At 64.0% G+C, this 17,458-nt stretch carries 19 protein-coding genes; 18 read left to right on the forward strand and 1 reads right to left on the reverse strand.

Features of this window, described 5'->3' with window-relative positions; genetic code table 11:
- Positions 1-6: 6 nt before the first annotated feature.
- Both rpoC and PVT71_RS07270 read left to right on the forward strand, forming a co-directional pair.
- Positions 7-4,257 carry a DNA-directed RNA polymerase subunit beta' gene (rpoC, locus tag PVT71_RS07265; protein ID WP_353471136.1) on the forward strand — a complete coding sequence of 1,417 codons (4,251 nt, stop codon included), beginning with the start codon at positions 7-9 and terminating at the stop codon, positions 4,255-4,257.
- Between the two features lie 228 nt (positions 4,258-4,485).
- Complete coding sequence (locus tag PVT71_RS07270; RefSeq protein WP_353471137.1) at positions 4,486-5,409, forward strand: DMT family transporter; 924 nt, start codon at positions 4,486-4,488, stop codon at positions 5,407-5,409.
- On the opposite strand, the gene PVT71_RS07275 is transcribed toward PVT71_RS07270, so the two are convergent.
- The gene (locus tag PVT71_RS07275) at positions 5,370-6,185 is read right to left on the reverse strand and encodes a putative rhamnosyl transferase (protein WP_353471138.1); all 816 of its coding nucleotides are present in this window, start codon (positions 6,183-6,185) and stop codon (positions 5,370-5,372) included. The two genes, PVT71_RS07270 and PVT71_RS07275, sit on opposite strands and share 40 nt — an antisense overlap.
- 420 nt (positions 6,186-6,605) lie before the next feature.
- Here PVT71_RS07275 and rpsL point away from each other — a divergent pair, with 420 nt between their 5' ends.
- The 16 genes from rpsL to rpsQ all read left to right on the forward strand — a co-directional run bounded on the left by rpsL (position 6,606) and on the right by rpsQ (position 17,424).
- Positions 6,606-6,977, forward strand: a complete 372-nt coding sequence (gene rpsL, locus PVT71_RS07280; protein ID WP_008883423.1) for a 30S ribosomal protein S12 — start codon at positions 6,606-6,608, stop codon at positions 6,975-6,977.
- A 12-nt stretch (positions 6,978-6,989) separates the two neighbouring features.
- Positions 6,990-7,460, forward strand: a complete 471-nt coding sequence (gene rpsG / locus PVT71_RS07285) for a 30S ribosomal protein S7 (protein ID WP_095880744.1) — start codon at positions 6,990-6,992, stop codon at positions 7,458-7,460.
- A gap of 20 nt (positions 7,461-7,480) precedes the next feature.
- Positions 7,481-9,604 carry an elongation factor G gene (gene fusA / locus PVT71_RS07290; RefSeq protein ID WP_353471139.1) on the forward strand — a complete coding sequence of 708 codons (2,124 nt, stop codon included), beginning with the start codon at positions 7,481-7,483 and terminating at the stop codon, positions 9,602-9,604.
- A gap of 84 nt (positions 9,605-9,688) precedes the next feature.
- The gene (tuf, locus tag PVT71_RS07295) at positions 9,689-10,864 is read left to right on the forward strand and encodes an elongation factor Tu (protein ID WP_353471140.1); all 1,176 of its coding nucleotides are present in this window, start codon (positions 9,689-9,691) and stop codon (positions 10,862-10,864) included.
- Positions 10,865-11,045: 181 nt separating this feature from the next.
- Positions 11,046-11,354 carry a 30S ribosomal protein S10 gene (rpsJ, locus tag PVT71_RS07300; protein ID WP_009503373.1) on the forward strand — a complete coding sequence of 103 codons (309 nt, stop codon included), beginning with the start codon at positions 11,046-11,048 and terminating at the stop codon, positions 11,352-11,354.
- Positions 11,355-11,365: 11 nt separating this feature from the next.
- Complete coding sequence (gene rplC, locus PVT71_RS07305) at positions 11,366-12,091, forward strand: 50S ribosomal protein L3 (RefSeq protein ID WP_353471141.1); 726 nt, start codon at positions 11,366-11,368, stop codon at positions 12,089-12,091.
- Positions 12,088-12,705, forward strand: coding sequence for a 50S ribosomal protein L4 (rplD, locus tag PVT71_RS07310; protein WP_353471142.1), 618 nt, complete (start codon positions 12,088-12,090; stop codon positions 12,703-12,705). Before rplC ends, rplD begins: the two co-directional genes overlap by 4 nt.
- On the forward strand, positions 12,702-12,998 hold the full coding sequence (locus PVT71_RS07315) for a 50S ribosomal protein L23 (protein WP_353471143.1): 297 nt from the start codon (positions 12,702-12,704) through the stop codon (positions 12,996-12,998). The genes rplD and PVT71_RS07315 overlap by 4 nt, the downstream gene beginning before the upstream one ends.
- A gap of 355 nt (positions 12,999-13,353) precedes the next feature.
- Positions 13,354-14,196: a 50S ribosomal protein L2 gene (rplB, locus tag PVT71_RS07320; RefSeq protein WP_353471144.1), complete on the forward strand. Its 843-nt coding sequence runs from the start codon at positions 13,354-13,356 to the stop codon at positions 14,194-14,196.
- A 3-nt stretch (positions 14,197-14,199) separates the two neighbouring features.
- Entirely contained in the window at positions 14,200-14,478 is a 279-nt protein-coding gene (rpsS, locus tag PVT71_RS07325; protein WP_353471145.1) for a 30S ribosomal protein S19, read from the forward strand.
- A gap of 3 nt (positions 14,479-14,481) precedes the next feature.
- A complete protein-coding gene (gene rplV / locus PVT71_RS07330) occupies positions 14,482-14,862 on the forward strand; it encodes a 50S ribosomal protein L22 (protein ID WP_353471146.1) in 381 nt (126 codons plus the stop codon).
- Entirely contained in the window at positions 14,862-15,572 is a 711-nt protein-coding gene (rpsC, locus tag PVT71_RS07335) for a 30S ribosomal protein S3 (protein ID WP_353471147.1), read from the forward strand. The genes rplV and rpsC overlap by 1 nt, the downstream gene beginning before the upstream one ends.
- A 13-nt stretch (positions 15,573-15,585) precedes the next feature.
- A complete protein-coding gene (gene rplP, locus PVT71_RS07340; RefSeq protein ID WP_353471148.1) occupies positions 15,586-15,999 on the forward strand; it encodes a 50S ribosomal protein L16 in 414 nt (137 codons plus the stop codon).
- A 124-nt stretch (positions 16,000-16,123) separates the two neighbouring features.
- Positions 16,124-16,744 (forward strand): 2OG-Fe(II) oxygenase family protein, encoded by a 621-nt coding sequence (locus tag PVT71_RS07345; protein ID WP_353471149.1) that lies wholly within the window; start codon positions 16,124-16,126, stop codon positions 16,742-16,744.
- 229 nt (positions 16,745-16,973) lie between these two features.
- A complete protein-coding gene (gene rpmC, locus PVT71_RS07350; RefSeq protein WP_066104080.1) occupies positions 16,974-17,180 on the forward strand; it encodes a 50S ribosomal protein L29 in 207 nt (68 codons plus the stop codon).
- 13 nt (positions 17,181-17,193) lie between these two features.
- Positions 17,194-17,424: a 30S ribosomal protein S17 gene (gene rpsQ, locus PVT71_RS07355; protein WP_353471150.1), complete on the forward strand. Its 231-nt coding sequence runs from the start codon at positions 17,194-17,196 to the stop codon at positions 17,422-17,424.
- Positions 17,425-17,458: the final 34 nt, after the last annotated feature.

Here is a 17,458-nt window from a genome sequence, read left to right on the forward strand (position 1 = left end):
GACGACATGAACCAGGAACTGACGAACAACCCGTTCAACCCGCTGACTCCGCCCAAGGTCTTCGACGAGATCAAGGTGTCGCTGGCGTCGCCCGAGCGGATCCTCTCGTGGTCCTACGGCGAGATCAAGAAGCCCGAGACGATCAACTACCGCACGTTCAAGCCCGAGCGTGACGGCCTCTTCTGCGCGCGCATCTTCGGCCCGATCAAGGACTACGAGTGCCTGTGCGGCAAGTACAAGCGCATGAAGTACCGCGGCGTCGTCTGCGAGAAGTGCGGCGTCGAAGTCACCCTCCAGAAAGTGCGCCGCGAGCGCATGGGCCACATCGAGCTCGCAGCTCCCTGCGCGCACATCTGGTTCCTGAAGTCGCTGCCCTCGCGCATCGGCCTCATGCTGGACATGACGCTGCGTGACCTCGAGCGCGTGCTGTACTTCGAAAACTACGTGGTGATCGAGCCCGGCCTGACCGACCTGACCTACGGCCAGATGCTGACCGAGGACGAGTTCCTCGACGCACAGGACCAGTACGGCGCAGACGCGTTCAGCGCCAACATCGGCGCCGAGGCCATCCGCGAGATGCTCGCAGCCATCGACCTCGAGGCCGAGGCCGAGCAGCTGCGTGCGGACCTCAAGGAAGCCACCGGCGAGCTGAAGCCCAAGAAGATCATCAAGCGCCTCAAGGTCGTGGAATCCTTCCTCGAGTCGGGCAACCGCCCCGAGTGGATGATCCTCACCGTGATCCCGGTCATCCCGCCCGAACTGCGCCCGCTGGTGCCGCTCGACGGTGGCCGTTTCGCGACTTCGGATCTCAACGATCTGTACCGCCGCGTGATCAACCGGAACAACCGCCTCAAGCGCCTGATCGAGCTGCGCGCTCCGGACATCATCGTCCGGAACGAAAAGCGGATGCTGCAGGAAGCCGTCGACGCCCTCTTCGACAACGGCCGCCGCGGCCGCGTCATCACCGGCGCCAACAAGCGTCCGCTGAAGTCGCTGTCCGACATGCTCAAGGGCAAGCAGGGCCGCTTCCGTCAGAACCTTCTCGGCAAGCGCGTCGACTTCTCGGGCCGTTCGGTCATCGTGACCGGCCCGGAACTCAAGCTGCACCAGTGCGGCCTGCCGAAGAAGATGGCGCTCGAACTCTTCAAGCCCTTCATCTACTCGCGCCTGGAGGCCAAGGGCCTGTCCAGCACCGTGAAGCAGGCGAAGAAGCTGGTTGAAAAAGAGCGTCCGGAAGTCTGGGACATCCTCGACGAGGTGATCCGCGAGCACCCGGTTCTGCTGAACCGCGCGCCGACGCTGCACCGTCTGGGGATCCAGGCGTTCGAACCCCAGCTGATCGAAGGCAAGGCCATCCAGCTGCACCCGCTCGTCTGCTCGGCGTTCAACGCCGACTTCGACGGTGACCAGATGGCCGTCCACGTGCCGCTGTCGCTCGAAGCGCAGCTCGAGGCGCGCGTCCTGATGATGTCCACGAACAACGTGCTGTCGCCCGCAAACGGCAGCCCGATCATCGTGCCGTCGCAGGACATGATCCTCGGCCTCTACTACACGACCATCATGCGTGAAGGCATGAAGGGCGAGGGGATGAAGTTCTCCAACATCGAAGAGGTCGAGCACGCCCTGACGGCTGGCGAAGTGCACCTGCACGCCAAGATCGAATGCCGCGTGAAGCAGATCGACGAAGAGGGCAACGAGGTCGTCAAGCGTTACGAGACGACCCCGGGCCGCGTGCGCCTCGGCGCGCTGCTGCCGATGAACGCCAAGGCTCCGTTCGATCTCGTCAACACGCTGCTTCGCAAGAAGGACGTTCAGAAGGTCATCGACACCGTCTACCGCTACTGCGGCCAGAAAGAGTCGGTCATCTTCTGCGACCAGATCATGGCGATGGGCTTCAAGGAAGCGTTCCGCGCCGGCATCTCGTTCGGCAAGGACGACATGGTGATCCCGGACAGCAAGTGGACGCTGGTCGAGGAAACTCGTGACCAGGTGAAGGATTTCGAGCAGCAGTACCTCGACGGCCTGATTACCCAGGGCGAGAAGTACAACAAGGTCGTGGACGCCTGGTCGAAGTGCAACGACAAGGTCACCGACGCCATGATGAACACCATCTCGGCGAACAAGCGCGCCGAGGACGGGTCGGAAATGGAACCGAACTCGGTGTACATGATGGCCCACTCCGGTGCGCGTGGCTCGGTCACCCAGATGAAGCAGCTGGGCGGGATGCGCGGCCTGATGGCGAAGCCGAACGGCGACATCATCGAGACCCCGATCATCTCGAACTTCAAGGAAGGCCTGACCGTTCTCGAGTACTTCAACTCGACCCACGGTGCCCGTAAGGGTCTGTCGGATACCGCTCTGAAGACGGCAAACTCGGGTTACCTGACCCGCCGTCTGGTGGACGTGGCGCAGGACTGCATCGTGCGCTCGCACGACTGCGGCACCGACCGCGCGATCACCGCGGAAGCGGCTGTCAACGATGGTGAAGTCGTCGCCTCGCTCGCCGAGCGCGTCCTGGGCCGTGTCGCGGCGGATGACATTCCGCACCCCGTCACGGGCGAGATCATCGTGCGCGCCGGCCAGCTCATCGACGAGCGCATGTCCGACGCCATCGACGAGGCTGCGGTGCAGTCGACCCGCATCCGCTCGCCGCTGACCTGCGAGGCCGAAGAGGGCGTCTGCGCCATGTGCTATGGCCGTGACCTCGCACGAGGCACCATGGTCAACACCGGCGAGGCTGTCGGCATCATCGCCGCGCAGTCGATCGGTGAACCCGGCACGCAGCTGACGATGCGGACCTTCCACATCGGCGGCGTTGCCCAGGGTGGCCAGCAGTCGTTCCAGGAAGCGTCGCAGGAAGGCGTGATCGAGTTCGAGAACACCTCGACCCTCGAGAACTCCATCGGCGAAACCCTCGTCATGGGCCGCAACATGAAGCTGCGGATCATGGGCGAGGACGGCAAGGAACGTGCGAGCCACAAGCTCGGCTACGGCACCAAGCTGTTCGTCAAGGAAGGCCAGTCGGTCAAGCGCGGCGACAAGCTCTTCGAGTGGGACCCCTACACCCTGCCGATCCTCGCCGAGGCGGACGGTGTCGCGAAGCACGTCGACCTCACCGCTGGTGTGGCCGTCCGCGACGAGACCGACGAAGCGACCGGCATGACCCAGAAGATCGTGATCGACTGGCGTGCGGCACCGAAGGGCAACGAGCTCAAGCCCGAGATCATCCTGATGGATGCCGACGGCGAGCCCGTGCGCAACGCGGCCGGCAACCCGCTGACCTACCCGATGTCGGTGGACGCCATCCTGTCCTGTGAAGAAGGTCAGGAGATCAAGGCCGGTGACGTTCTTGCGCGTATCCCGCGCGAGGGCGCGAAGACGAAGGACATCACCGGCGGTCTGCCGCGTGTGGCCGAACTCTTCGAGGCGCGTCGTCCGAAGGACCACGCCATCATCGCCGAGATCGACGGCTACGTGCGCTTCGGCAAGGACTACAAGAACAAGCGCCGCATCACGATCGAGCCGGTCGACGACACGCTCGAGCCCAAGGAATACATGATCCCCAAGGGCAAGCACATTCCCGTGGTCGAGGGCGATTACGTCCAGAAGGGCGACTACATCATGGACGGCAACCCAGCGCCGCATGACATCCTGGCCATCATGGGTGTCGAGGCTCTGGCGAACTACATGATCGACGAAGTCCAGGACGTGTATCGACTGCAGGGCGTGAAGATCAACGACAAGCACGTCGAGGTCATCGTCCGCCAGATGCTGCAGAAGTGGGAAATCCACGACTCCGGCGACACCACGCTGCTCAAGGGCGAGCACGTGGACAAGGCGGAGTTCGACGCGGTCAACGAGAAGGTCCTCAAGAAGGGCGGCCGTCCGGCCACCGGCGAGCCGATCCTTCTCGGGATCACCAAGGCGTCGCTGCAGACCCGTTCGTTCATCTCGGCGGCTTCCTTCCAGGAGACCACCCGCGTCCTCACCGAGGCTTCGGTGCAGGGCAAGAAGGACAAGCTGGTCGGCCTCAAGGAGAACGTCATCGTGGGCCGCCTGATCCCGGCGGGCACCGGTGGCGCGACCCAGCGGGTCCGTCGCATCGCGACCGAGCGCGACAACAAGGTGATCGAAGTGCGCCGCGAGGAGGCCGAACAGGCCGCGCTCCTGGCCGCTCCGGACATGTCGTCGAGCGACGTGATCGGTGGCGACGAGTTCGACACCCTGGTCGTGGACACGCCGGAAAGCCGCGAGTAATCGCGCGCCGAACGGCGAAAAGCTTCGGGCCCCCGCACACTCGGGGGGGGGGCCGCCTTTCGTTTGGCGGTTCTCTCTGGCCGGCGGGGCAGGGGGGCGCTGCCCCCCTCGGCCTGCGGCCTCACCCCCCGGCGTATTTGGAAAGAGAAGAAGGGGCGGGCGGACTTGCACAAAAGGCGCGCGTTTTGAGGATGGTGGCGGCGCGCCGGGGGTGCTAGCGATCTGCCCATGACGCGCTTGTCCGACAATGGCCGCGGCATGCTCCTGATGATCGGGAACATGGCCGCTTTCACCTTCAGCGACGCCTGTGTGAAGGAGATCGGCTCCGATCTGCCGCTGTCACAGGTGCTCGTCCTGCGCGGGCTCGTCGCGAGCCTGTTCATCGCCGGGCTCGCGCTTCGGCTCGGCGCGCTGCGCCACCGGCCCGGCGGCCGCGACGCCGCGCTCATGCTGCTGCGCGGGATCGCGGAATGCGGCTCGGCCTATTTCTTCCTGACGGCGCTGCGCAACATGCCGCTGGCCAATGCCACGGCGCTCCTGCAGATGGTGCCGCTGACGGTGACGCTGGGCAGCGCGGTCTTCTTCGGCGAGCCGGTCGGCTGGCGGCGCTGGCTGGCGATCGCAGGCGGGTTCTGCGGCATGCTGCTGATCGTCCGGCCGGGCACCGAGGGGTTCAACACCTACTCGGTCTACGCGCTGCTGACGGTGGTCGCGGTCACGCTGCGCGACCTGACGACGCGGCGCTTCTCGAAGCAGCTGCCAAGCATGCAGGTGACGCTCTCCTCCTCGGTGCTGGTGACGCTCATGGCGGCGGTGCTGTCGCTGGGCGAGGACTGGCAGCCGCTCGACGCGCGGCTCTCGGTGCTGATGCTGGGCACGGCGCTGCTGGTCATGGCGGGCTATACGCTGAGCGTGATGGTCATGCGCATCGGCGAGGTCGGCTTCATCGCGCCGTTCCGCTACACCGGCCTGCTCTGGGCTCTGCTGCTGGGGCTGGTGTTCTGGGGCGAGGTGCCGCAGCCGATGACGCTGCTCGGCGCGGCCGTGATCGTCGCCATGGGCAGCTTCACCCTCTGGCGCGAGCGGCAGCTGCGGCGGCGCGGCGTGCGCGATCAGCTGGCGGCGACCCCCGCGAAGACCCGGCGGACGTGATCGGCGTCGATCGCGAAGAGCCGCTTCATCTCGGCCTCGCCCGCGGCATCGAGCCGCGGCAGCTCGACCGGCTTCACGTGTTTCTTCTGGCGTGAATCGTTGTGGTCGTTGTGGCCGCGCAGATACATCGGCCGGTCGGTGAAGCTGAGCGTGGGCATGAACTCGATCAGCTTCGCGTGGCCGAAGTTCATGTTGCTCTGGCGCACGCCGGGCGCGACGGCCACCGCCTGTGCGACGCCCCAGAAGGGGGTCACGGAAGGCTCGGCGCAGAGCCCTGCGGCATCGGGACGCGCCACGTAGCCGCGGTTCCAGTCGAGCGCCACCAACCGGTGCCGCGCGCGCAGCGCCGAGATGTCGAGCGCGGCGGCCCGGAGTTCCTCGACGAACGTCACCGCCACCGCGTCGTCGTCGTCATGGCGGAACTCGAGGCAGGGCAGGGCAAGGTCGCGGGCGGCGTTGATCACCTCCTGGCAGACCTGCCGGTGCGGGCCGGGCGGGCGGCTGACGATCCGCGCCTGCGGGAAGTCCGCGAGAAGCTCCTGCAGCCGCGCGAGATAGGGCAGGGGCATGGCGTCGCCGACCAGCACGAGGAAGATGAAGTCGGGATCGGTCTGGGCCTTCAGCCCGGGCAGGCAGATGCATTCGAAGTGGCGCAGTCTTTCCTCCATCCGCGCCGGCGCGTAGAGGTAGGCAATGCGTGCGGCGAGGCTCTCGTGCTCGACCTGGAAGCCCCCCTCGGCGGGGTAGGAAAACCGGCACAGGCCAATGATCTGCATGGGGGGAAACCTCTGTCACTCGTCCGCCTCATCGTTGGCATCGCGCCCCCGTGCTGGCAAGGGGCGGGGCAGGGACCGGGCTGGGGCAGGGCAGCCGGCGGCCCATGTTGACAAGCCCTGCGACTCCCCCTATACGCGCCTCAATCCGGCGGAGGCCTAAGTGCGCCCGCCGCATTCTACAGAACTAAAGCGGTCAAGATCGGCGTCCCTGGCCCCGATCCTCTGGAGACCCACCGCGACGTCACCCGTGCTCGGGGGCGTATGCGGTATTTTGCGTCGTTATAGGGTTCCTGCCCTTCGGTCCTCGGATCTTCGGCGCATCACCGGTGACCCGCGGACGCGTGGGGCGCCTGATCGATTGAACCGCATGGGGGGCTCCCCCTTGCACCACATATGTGAGAATTACGGGGAACAACCCATATGCCCACGATCCAACAGCTGATCCGCAAGCCGCGGCAGCCGAAAGTTAAGCGTTCGAAGTCGCAGCACCTCGAGCAGTGCCCGCAGAAGCGCGGTGTCTGCACCCGCGTCTACACCACCACGCCGAAGAAGCCGAACTCGGCAATGCGTAAGGTGGCCAAGGTGCGTCTGACCAACGGCTTCGAAGTCATCTCCTACATCCCGGGTGAATCGCACAACCTGCAGGAGCACTCGGTTGTGCTCATCCGCGGCGGCCGTGTGAAAGACCTTCCGGGTGTCCGTTACCACATCCTCCGCGGTGTTCTGGATACCCAGGGCGTCAAAGACCGTAAGCAGCGTCGCTCGAAGTACGGCGCGAAGCGTCCGAAATAAGAGGATACGAATATGTCTCGTCGTCACGCCGCAGAAAAACGCGAAGTCCTGCCCGACGCCAAGTATGGCGACCGGGTTCTGACGAAGTTCATGAACAACCTGATGATCGACGGCAAGAAGTCGGTCGCAGAGCGCATCGTCTACAATGCCCTCGACCGCGTCGAGAGCAAGGTGAAGCGCGCGCCGGTGGAAGTCTTCCACGAAGCGCTCGACAACATCAAGCCGGCCGTCGAAGTCCGTTCGCGCCGCGTTGGTGGTGCCACCTACCAGGTCCCCGTCGAAGTGCGCCCCGAGCGCCGTGAGGCCCTGGCCATCCGCTGGCTGATTGCAGCCTCGCGCGCCCGCAACGAGCACACCATGGAAGAGCGCCTCGCAGGCGAACTCCTGGATGCCGTGCAATCCCGTGGCTCCGCTGTTAAGAAACGCGAAGACACCCACAAGATGGCCGACGCGAACAAAGCGTTCAGCCATTATCGCTGGTAAGCTCGGAAAGGCAGACCATCATGGCACGCGAATATCCCCTCCAGCGCTACCGTAACTTCGGGATCATGGCCCACATCGACGCGGGCAAGACCACGACGACGGAACGCATCCTGTACTACACCGGCCGTTCGCACAAAATCGGTGAAGTCCACGACGGCGCTGCCACCATGGACTGGATGGAGCAGGAGCAGGAGCGTGGTATCACCATCACCTCCGCTGCAACCACCACGTTCTGGCAGTGGCAGGAAGATCCGACCGAAGAAGGTACTTCGGACACGAAATTCCGCTACAACATCATCGACACCCCCGGCCACGTGGACTTCACCATCGAAGTCGAACGTTCGCTGGCCGTGCTCGACGGTGCGATCTGCCTCCTCGACGGCAACGCCGGCGTTGAGCCCCAGACCGAGACCGTGTGGCGTCAGGCTGACCGCTACAAGGTGCCGCGCATCGTGTTCGTCAACAAGATGGACAAGATCGGTGCCGACTTCTTCAACTGCGTGAAGATGATCAAGGACCGCACGGGCGCAACCCCGGTCCCCGTCAACTTCCCGATCGGTGCGGAAGACCAGCTGGAAGGCATCGTCGACCTCGTGACCATGGAAGAGTGGGTCTGGCAGGGTGAAGACCTCGGCGCATCCTGGGTGCGTCAGCCGATCCGCGACGACCTGAAGGACCTGGCCGACGAGTGGCGTGCAACCCTCATCGAGAATGCTGTCGAGCAGGACGATGCGGCGATGGAAGCCTACCTCGAAGGCGAAGAGCCCGACGTTCCGACGCTGCGCAAGCTGATCCGCAAGGGCACGCTGTCGCTGTCGTTCGTTCCGGTTCTCGGCGGTTCGGCGTTCAAGAACAAGGGCGTGCAGCCCCTGCTCAACGCTGTCGTCGACTTCCTGCCGGGTCCCCTCGACGTTCCGCCGTACCTCGGCTTCTCGCCGGATGACGAGACCGAAACCCGGAACATCGAGCGCCGCGCTTCGGACGAAGAGCCGTTCTCGGGCCTCGCGTTCAAGATCATGAACGACCCGTTCGTGGGTTCGCTCACCTTCACCCGTATCTACTCCGGTACGATGAAGAAGGGCGATTCGATCATGAACTCGACCAAGGGCAAGAAAGAGCGCATCGGTCGTATGATGATGATGCACTCGAACAACCGGGAAGAGATCGAAGAAGCCTTCGCAGGCGACATCATCGCGCTGGCCGGTCTCAAGGAGACCACCACCGGTGACACCCTCTGCGACGCTCAGAAGCAAGTGGTTCTCGAGACCATGACCTTCCCCGAGCCGGTGATCGAGATCGCGGTCGAGCCGAAGACGAAGAACGACCAGGAGAAGATGTCCCAGGGTCTGGCCCGTCTGGCCGCAGAAGACCCCTCCTTCCGCGTCGAGACCGACATCGAGTCCGGTCAGACCATCATGAAGGGCATGGGCGAACTTCACCTCGACATTCTCGTCGACCGCCTGAAGCGCGAGTTCAAGGTCGAGGCGAACATCGGTGCCCCGCAGGTGGCGTATCGCGAGACCATCGGTCACGAGATCGAGCACACCTACACCCACAAGAAACAGTCGGGTGGTTCGGGTCAGTTCGCAGAGGTCAAGCTGGTCATCAGCCCGACCCAGCCGGGCGAAGGCTACTCGTTCGAGTCGAAGATCGTCGGCGGTTCGGTTCCGAAGGAATACGTCCCGGGCGTCGAGAAGGGCATCAAGTCGGTCATGGACTCCGGTCCGCTGGCAGGCTTCCCGGTGATCGACTTCAAGGTCGCGCTGATCGACGGCAAGTTCCACGACGTGGACTCCTCGGTTCTGGCCTTCGAGATCGCATCGCGGATGTGCATGCGTGAAGGTCTGCGTAAAGCAGGCGCGAAGCTGCTCGAGCCGATGATGAAGGTCGAGGTGGTCACGCCGGAAGAGTACACCGGTTCGATCATCGGTGACCTCACCTCCCGCCGTGGCCAGGTGTCGGGTCAGGAAGCGCGCGGCAACGCCGTTGCGGTCCAGGCCTTCGTGCCGCTGGCCAACATGTTCGGCTACATCAACAACCTGCGCTCCATGTCCTCGGGCCGCGCGCAGTTCACGATGCAGTTCGACCACTACGATCCGGTTCCGCAGAACATCTCGGACGAGATCCAGGCGAAATACGCATAAGCAGCGGTGCGGGGCACAGCCCCGCACCCTACCCCCCCGTAGGGTGCGTGATCACACGCACCGCCATCGACCAAGGAGGCCATCATGGCAAAGGAAAAGTTTGAGCGCGGCAAGCCGCACTGCAACATCGGCACGATCGGTCACGTCGACCACGGCAAGACCACGCTGACCGCAGCGATCACCAAGTACTTCGGTGACTTCAAGGCGTACGACCAGATCGACGGCGCGCCGGAAGAGAAAGCCCGCGGCATCACGATCTCGACCGCGCACGTGGAATACGAGACCGACGCACGCCACTACGCGCACGTCGACTGCCCCGGCCACGCCGACTACGTGAAGAACATGATCACCGGCGCGGCGCAGATGGACGGCGCGATCCTGGTTGTGAACGCAGCTGACGGCCCCATGCCGCAGACCCGCGAGCACATCCTTCTGGGCCGCCAGGTGGGCATCCCCGCCATGGTCGTGTTCATGAACAAGGTTGACCAGGTCGACGACGAAGAGCTGCTCGAGCTCGTCGAGATGGAAATCCGCGAACTGCTGTCGGCCTACGACTTCCCGGGCGACGACATCCCCGTGATCGCCGGCTCGGCCCTGCACGCGATGAACGGCACCCAGCCGGAAATCGGCGAAGCCAAGATCCGCGAACTGATGGCGGGCGTGGACGAGTACATCCCGCAGCCGGCACGTGCCGTGGACCAGCCGTTCCTGATGCCGATCGAAGACGTGTTCTCGATCTCGGGCCGCGGCACCGTGGTGACCGGCCGTGTGGAGCGTGGCGTTGTGAACGTCGGCGACGAACTCGAGATCGTCGGCATCCGCGACACCAAGAAGACCACCTGCACCGGCGTGGAAATGTTCCGCAAGCTGCTCGACCGCGGTGAGGCAGGCGACAACATCGGCGCCCTGCTGCGCGGCATCGACCGTGAAGGCGTGGAGCGTGGCCAGGTTCTCTGCAAGCCGGGTTCGGTGAAGCCGCACACCAAGTTCGAGTGCGAGGTCTACATCCTGACCAAGGAAGAAGGCGGCCGTCACACGCCGTTCTTCGCGAACTACCGTCCGCAGTTCTACTTCCGCACCACCGACGTGACCGGCACCGTGACCCTCCCCGAGGGCACCGAGATGGTCATGCCCGGCGACAACCTGAAGTTCACCGTGGAACTGATCGCACCGATCGCCATGGAAGACGGTCTGCGCTTCGCAATCCGCGAAGGCGGCCGCACCGTCGGTTCGGGCGTCGTCTCGAAAATCCTCGAGTGATCTCTTGACTCGCGGCGGGCCCGGGTATAACCGGCCCGCCAGCACGTTATACGAAATGGGCGTCACGGCGCCCATTTCGATTTTAGGGCGGGACCCCGGTCTCTCCCGACGGGTTCGATGAAGGGGCAGGGTGGTCCTGTTTCTTCCTCTCAACTCCAACGCCTGAACAAGGGCAAAGAACATGCAAAGCCAGAACATTCGCATCCGGCTCAAGGCGTTCGATTACCGCGTCCTCGATGCGTCGACGCAGGAGATCGTGAACACCGCGAAACGCACCGGTGCGACCGTGCGCGGGCCCATCCCGCTGCCGAACAAGATCGAGAAATTCACCGTTCTGCGTGGCCCGCACGTGAACAAGAAATCCCGCGATCAGTTCGAGATCCGCACGCACAAGCGTCTTCTCGACATCGTCGATCCGACCCCGCAGACCGTGGACGCGCTGATGAAGCTCGACCTCGCGGCCGGCGTGGACGTCGAGATCAAGGTGTAAGGGGGCAGATGATGTTGCGCTCTGGAGTTATCGCAAAGAAAGTCGGCATGACCCGGCTTTTCATGGAAGACGGCAAGCAGATCCCTGTGACCGTCCTCCAACTCGAAGGTTGCCAGGTCGTCGCACAGCGGACCGCTGACAAGGACGGCTACACCGCCGTTCAGCTCGGCGCCGGTGCGGCAAAGGCCAAGAACGTCTCGAAAGCCATGCGCGGCCACTTCGCCGCTGCCAAGGTCGAGCCGAAGCGGAAGATCGCGGAATTCCGCGTCGACGCAGAGAACCTCATCGCCGTCGGCGAAGAGATCTCGGCAGAGCACTACTTCGAAGGTCAGTATGTCGACGTTGCCGGCACGACCATCGGTAAGGGCTTTGCCGGTGCCATGAAGCGCCATAACTTCGGTGGTCTTCGTGCATCGCACGGCGTGTCGATCTCGCACCGTTCGCACGGTTCGACCGGTCAGTGCCAGGATCCGGGCAAGGTCTTCAAAGGCAAGAAAATGGCCGGCCACATGGGTGCCGTCCGTGTCACCACGCAGAACCTGCAGGTCGTGAAGACCGATGCCGATCGCGGCATCATCATGATCAAGGGCGCGGTGCCGGGCTCCAAGGGCGGCTGGGTGACCATCAAGGACGCCGTGAAGAAGCCGTTCCCCGAGAACGCGGTTCTGCCGGCTGGCCTGAAATCCGCTGCAGCTCCTGCTGAAGCCGCAGTCGAAGAGAAGGAAGGCGACGAATGAAACTCGACGTTATCAAACTCGACGGCGGTGCCGCGGGCGAAGTCGAGCTGACGGACGCGATCTTTGATCTCGAGCCGCGCGCCGACATTCTGCACCGTGTGGTTCGCTGGCAGCGTAACAAGGCCCAGGCCGGTACGCACAAGGTCAAGACCCGCTCGGAAGTGAGCTACTCGACCAAGAAGATCTATCGCCAGAAGGGCACCGGCGGCGCACGCCACGGCTCCCGCAAGGCGCCGATCTTCCGCAAGGGTGGCATCTACAAGGGCCCGACCCCGCGCAGCCACGGCCATGACCTGCCCAAGAAGGTCCGTGCTCTCGGCCTCAAGCTGGCCCTCTCGGCGAAAGCCAAGACCGGCTCGCTCGTGATCATCGAGAACGCTGAGACCGATGGCAAGACCAAGACGCTGGCGGCACAGGTGAAGAGCCTGGGCTGGAAGCGCGCCCTGGTGATCGACGGTGCTTCGGTGAACGAGGGCTTCGCCCGCGCCGCCGCGAACATCGAAGGTCTGGACGTGCTGCCCTCCGTCGGCGCCAACGTGTATGACATCCTCAAGCGTGACACCCTGGTGCTCACCAAGGCGGGTGTCGAAGCTCTGGAGGCTCGACTGAAATGACCGCTAAGGCACAACACTACGACGTGATCCGCAAGCCGATCATCACCGAGAAATCCACCATGGTCGGCGAGAACGGCGTCGTGGTCTTCGAAGTGGCGATCGACTCGACCAAACCCCAGGTCAAGGAGGCCGTCGAGGCGCTCTTCGGCGTGAAGGTGAAGGCGGTCAACACCACCATCACCAAGGGCAAGGTGAAGCGTTTCCGCGGCCAGATCGGCAAGCGGAACGACGTCAAGAAGGCCTACGTGACCCTCGAAGAGGGCAACACGATCGACGTGACCACCGGTCTCTGATCGTCGCCTTCGACAAGTTCGGGAAAGCCCTCGCAGCTGCGGGGGCTTTTCCTTTTCCGGGGTCCGGGTCCCGGCCGGGGAGGGGAGGGCGCCAGGCGCCCGAAGCCTCGGCAAATAAGGGCGTCGAGGCGCTTTCCCCGGGTGGCAGCGCTTGACCTTCGGCGACTCTTTGACTAGAGCAGGCCATCCGCAGCAGCCCCGGATTCGTCCGGGGCTTCGCGTTTTGTCGCCGGACCTGTCCGGCGGCTCAGAGCCGGGGACCTTCGGGGCCCTATGAAATGGCCACCTTCGGGGGGCTAAACTCCGGCAGGCCCGACACGCGGGCGCTGTCGCATTACAACGGAAGACAGAAAGCATGGCACTTAAGTCGTACAAGCCGACGACGCCGGGCCAGCGCGGGCTGGTGCTGATCGACCGTTCGGAGCTGTATAAAGGACGTCCCGTCAAGGCCCTCACCGAGGGTCTGACGAAATCGGGCGGCCGGAACAACACCGGACGGATCACCGCACGCCGCCGCGGCGGTGGCGCGAAGCGTCTCTATCGCATCGTGGACTTCAAGCGGAACAAGTTCGACGTGTCGGCCACCGTGGCCCGCATCGAATACGACCCGAACCGGACCGCGTTCATCGCCCTCGTCCAGTATGACGATGGCGAACAGGCCTACATCCTCGCGCCCCAGCGTCTCGCCATCGGCGACCGCGTGATCGCGTCGGCCAAAGCGGACATCAAGCCCGGCAACGCAATGCCCTTCTCGGGCATGCCGATCGGCACGATCGTCCACAACATCGAGCTGAAGCCCGGCAAGGGCGGCCAGATCGCACGCGCCGCGGGCACCTATGCCCAATTCGTCGGCCGTGACGGTGGCTACGCTCAGATCCGCCTTTCCTCGGGCGAACTGCGCATGGTTCGTCAGGAATGCATGGCCACCATCGGTGCCGTGTCGAACCCTGACAACTCGAACCAGAACCTTGGTAAAGCCGGCCGCAACCGCCACTATGGCAAGCGTCCGTCCGTCCGCGGCGTCGTCATGAACCCGATCGACCACCCGCACGGTGGTGGTGAAGGTCGTACCTCCGGTGGCCGTCACCCGGTTACCCCGTGGGGCAAGCCGACCAAGGGCAAGAAGACCCGCAATCCCAACAAGGCGTCCAGCAAGCTGATCATCCGCTCGCGTCACGCCAAGAAGAAAGGGCGGTAATCCATGTCGCGCTCTGTCTGGAAAGGCCCGTTCGTCGACGCCTACGTCCTGAAAAAGGCCGAGAAGGTTCGCGAATCTGGCAAGAACGAAGTCATCAAAATCTGGTCGCGCCGCTCGACGATCCTGCCCCAGTTCGTGGGTCTGACGTTCGCGGTCTACAATGGCCAGAAGCATGTTCCCGTCAATGTCACCGAAGACATGATCGGTCAGAAGTTCGGTGAATACTCGCCGACCCGGACCTATTATGGCCACGCGGCTGACAAGAAAGCCAAGAGGAAGTAAGCCATGGGCAAGGATAAGAATCCCCGCCGCGTGGCGGACAACGAGGCGATGGCAAAGCTGCGCATGCTGCGCACTTCGCCGCAGAAGCTGAACCTGGTGGCCGCGCTGATCCGCGGCAAGAAGGTCGAGCGGGCCCTCACGGACCTGACCTTCTCGAAGAAGCGGATCGCCGTGGACGTGAAGAAGTGCCTTCAGTCCGCAATCGCGAACGCCGAGAACAACCACGGTCTGGACGTCGATGATCTGATCGTCGCCGAAGCCTTCGTGGGCAAGAACCTTGTGATGAAGCGTGGGCGTCCGCGCGCACGTGGCCGCTTCGGCCGCATCAACAAGCCGTTCTCGGAACTCACCATCAAGGTGCGTCAGGTCGAGGAGCAAGCCTAATGGGTAACAAGACCAATCCGATCGGCATGCGCCTCCAGGTCAACCGCACCTGGGACAGCCGCTGGTACGCCGACACCAAGGACTACGGTAACCTGCTTCTGGAAGACCTCGCGATCCGCGATTTCATCCACGAAGAGTGCAAGCAGGCCGGCGTCGCACGTGTGATCATCGAGCGTCCGCACAAGAAGTGCCGCGTCACGATCCACACCGCACGCCCCGGCGTCATCATCGGCAAGAAAGGCGCGGACATCGAAGTCCTGCGCAAGAAGCTGGCGAAGATGACCGACTCCGAGCTGCACCTCAACATCGTTGAAGTGCGCAAGCCCGAGCTCGACGCCCGCCTCGTGGGTGAGAGCATCGCGCAGCAGCTCGAGCGCCGTGTGTCCTTCCGTCGTGCCATGAAGCGTGCCGTGCAGAACGCCATGCGCATGGGCGCCCTGGGCATCCGCGTGAACGTCGCTGGCCGTCTCGGCGGTGCCGAGATTGCTCGTACCGAGTGGTATCGCGAAGGCCGTGTGCCCCTGCACACCCTGCGCGCCGACATCGATTACTCGCACGTCGAAGCCACGACCCCCTATGGTATCATCGGGATCAAGGTCTGGATCTTCAAAGGCGAGATCATGGAGCATGACCCGGCAGCCCGCGACCGTAAGTCCGCGGAACTGCAGGACGGTCCGGCTCCGCGCGGCGCCATGGGCGGCCGTCGCTGAGGAGGTTTGAGAGATGCTTCAACCGAAACGCACTAAATTCCGGAAGATGTTCAAGGGCCGCATCAAAGGTGAGGCCAAGGGCGGTTCCGACCTGAACTTCGGCCACTTTGGCCTGAAGGCTCTTCAGCCCGAGCGTGTGACGGCTCGTCAGATCGAAGCGGCTCGCCGCGCGATGACCCGCCACATGAAACGTCAGGGCCGGGTCTGGATCCGTATCTTCCCGGACACCCCCGTGACCTCCAAGCCCACCGAAGTTCGTATGGGTAAGGGTAAAGGTTCCGTGGATTACTGGGCCTGCAAAGTGAAGCCGGGCCGCGTGATGTTCGAGATCGACGGTGTTCCCGAGGACATCGCCCGCGAGGCCCTGCGCCTTGCCGCGATGAAACTGCCGATCAAGTCGCGCGTCGTGGTTCGCGAGGACTGGTAATCCCTTCGGGATGACCGCATGACACAAGCCCCCGCCGAGCGATCGGCGGGGGTTTTCCGTTAATCCCCGCGGGGCAGGGGGCCCGAGAGGCCCGCCGGCGCCGCAACCGCTTCAGGACAGTGCCATGGCCCAGATCCGCTCTCTCTTCGCCACCCGCCTCTACCGCGCGCGCCTCGCCGAACACGGCCCCGAGATCGACGCGGACGAGCTCGAGGGCTCCTGCTACTCCATCGCCGAGGATGACGAGGCGGGCCAGGAGTGGTGCGAGCAGAACGACTACCCGGGCTACACCTCCTACGCCTCGCTGACCGACCTGCCGTGGCGCTTCCCGATCTTCGGCGACCTGGTGAAGTCGCTCGACGCCCATGTCGCGGCCTTTGCCGAGGATCTCGAGTTCGAGCTCGCCGACCGGAAGCTGGTGCTCGAGGATCTCTGGATCAACATCCTGCCCGAGGGCGGCACGCACAGCTCGCACATCCACCCGCACTCGGTGATCTCGGGCACCACCTATGTCTCGATGCCCGAGGGCGCCAGCGCGCTGAAGCTCGAGGACCCGCGCCTGCCGATGATGATGGCCGCTCCGACCCGCAGGAAGGGCTGCCGCGAGGAGCTGCGCTCGTTCATCTACGAGAAGCCCGCCGTGGGCGACGTGCTGCTCTGGGAGAGCTGGCTGCGCCACGAGGTGCCGATGAACATGTCCGAGGACGAGCGCATTTCGGTCAGCTTCAACTACAAGTGGGAGTGATCCCGCAACTTTCCGCAACGTCAGGGGGCCGCTCGTCCGGCCCCCGTTCCGGCTCCTGTCCGGGCCCCCGTTTCGAGCAGGCCAGCCATGCGCGAAGGGCCTTGTTTTACAGGGTTGTCATGGCCGGGATTCTGGCCTATATCGCCCGCTCATCCACCTCCACCGGGAATCAGGGTGACCCGTAACACGACGGGGCTCTCCGGTGATGTTGAAACAAAGGAGCGACCTTATGGACGCCAAAGAACTTGCGAACAAGACCCCGGACCAGCTCCGGGACGAGCTCGTCGCGCTGAAGAAGGAAGCGTTCAACCTGCGCTTCCAGAAAGCGACCGGCGCACTCGAGAACACCGCACGCATCCGCCAGGTGCGTCGCGACGTTGCCCGCGTCAACACCGTGCTGAACCAAAAAGCCGCCGGCGCGGCAGCAACCGAATAAGGGAGTCCGAGACATGCCCAAGCGCATCCTGCAAGGCACCGTGACTTCCACGGCAAACGCACAGACCGTCACCGTTTCGGTCGAGCGTCGCTTCAAGCACCCCGTCCTTCAAAAGACCGTGCGGAAGTCGAAGAAATACCGGGCTCATGACGAGGCCGAGAAATTCGCTGTTGGCGATACGGTTCGCATCATCGAGTGCGCACCGAAGTCCAAGACGAAGCGCTGGGAAGTCATCGCAGAGTAAACGTCCAAGCCCCGGTCGTCTGATCGGGGCCCAG

Origin of the sequence: Salipiger sp. H15, from assembly GCF_040409955.1 — a bacterium.
Classification (GTDB): domain Bacteria; phylum Pseudomonadota; class Alphaproteobacteria; order Rhodobacterales; family Rhodobacteraceae; genus Salipiger.

Excerpts from the sequence above, each read along its gene's own strand:
- rpsC (WP_353471147.1), top strand. The coding sequence starts at position 14,862 with ATGGGTAACAAGACCAATCCGATCGGCATGCGCCTCCAGGTCAACCGC.
- rplV (WP_353471146.1), top strand. The coding sequence starts at position 14,482 with ATGGGCAAGGATAAGAATCCCCGCCGCGTGGCGGACAACGAGGCGATG.
- rpsS (WP_353471145.1), top strand. The coding sequence starts at position 14,200 with ATGTCGCGCTCTGTCTGGAAAGGCCCGTTCGTCGACGCCTACGTCCTG.
- rpoC (WP_353471136.1), top strand. The coding sequence starts at position 7 with ATGAACCAGGAACTGACGAACAACCCGTTCAACCCGCTGACTCCGCCC.
- rpmC (WP_066104080.1), top strand. The coding sequence starts at position 16,974 with ATGGACGCCAAAGAACTTGCGAACAAGACCCCGGACCAGCTCCGGGAC.
- PVT71_RS07315 (WP_353471143.1), top strand. The coding sequence starts at position 12,702 with ATGACCGCTAAGGCACAACACTACGACGTGATCCGCAAGCCGATCATC.
- rpsL (WP_008883423.1), top strand. The coding sequence starts at position 6,606 with ATGCCCACGATCCAACAGCTGATCCGCAAGCCGCGGCAGCCGAAAGTT.
- rpsQ (WP_353471150.1), top strand. The coding sequence starts at position 17,194 with ATGCCCAAGCGCATCCTGCAAGGCACCGTGACTTCCACGGCAAACGCA.
- rplD (WP_353471142.1), top strand. The coding sequence starts at position 12,088 with ATGAAACTCGACGTTATCAAACTCGACGGCGGTGCCGCGGGCGAAGTC.
- PVT71_RS07275 (WP_353471138.1), bottom strand. The coding sequence starts at position 6,185 with ATGCAGATCATTGGCCTGTGCCGGTTTTCCTACCCCGCCGAGGGGGGC.
- PVT71_RS07270 (WP_353471137.1), top strand. The coding sequence starts at position 4,486 with ATGACGCGCTTGTCCGACAATGGCCGCGGCATGCTCCTGATGATCGGG.
- fusA (WP_353471139.1), top strand. The coding sequence starts at position 7,481 with ATGGCACGCGAATATCCCCTCCAGCGCTACCGTAACTTCGGGATCATG.
- rplB (WP_353471144.1), top strand. The coding sequence starts at position 13,354 with ATGGCACTTAAGTCGTACAAGCCGACGACGCCGGGCCAGCGCGGGCTG.
- rplC (WP_353471141.1), top strand. The coding sequence starts at position 11,366 with ATGTTGCGCTCTGGAGTTATCGCAAAGAAAGTCGGCATGACCCGGCTT.
- rpsG (WP_095880744.1), top strand. The coding sequence starts at position 6,990 with ATGTCTCGTCGTCACGCCGCAGAAAAACGCGAAGTCCTGCCCGACGCC.
- rpsJ (WP_009503373.1), top strand. The coding sequence starts at position 11,046 with ATGCAAAGCCAGAACATTCGCATCCGGCTCAAGGCGTTCGATTACCGC.
- PVT71_RS07345 (WP_353471149.1), top strand. The coding sequence starts at position 16,124 with ATGGCCCAGATCCGCTCTCTCTTCGCCACCCGCCTCTACCGCGCGCGC.
- rplP (WP_353471148.1), top strand. The coding sequence starts at position 15,586 with ATGCTTCAACCGAAACGCACTAAATTCCGGAAGATGTTCAAGGGCCGC.
- tuf (WP_353471140.1), top strand. The coding sequence starts at position 9,689 with ATGGCAAAGGAAAAGTTTGAGCGCGGCAAGCCGCACTGCAACATCGGC.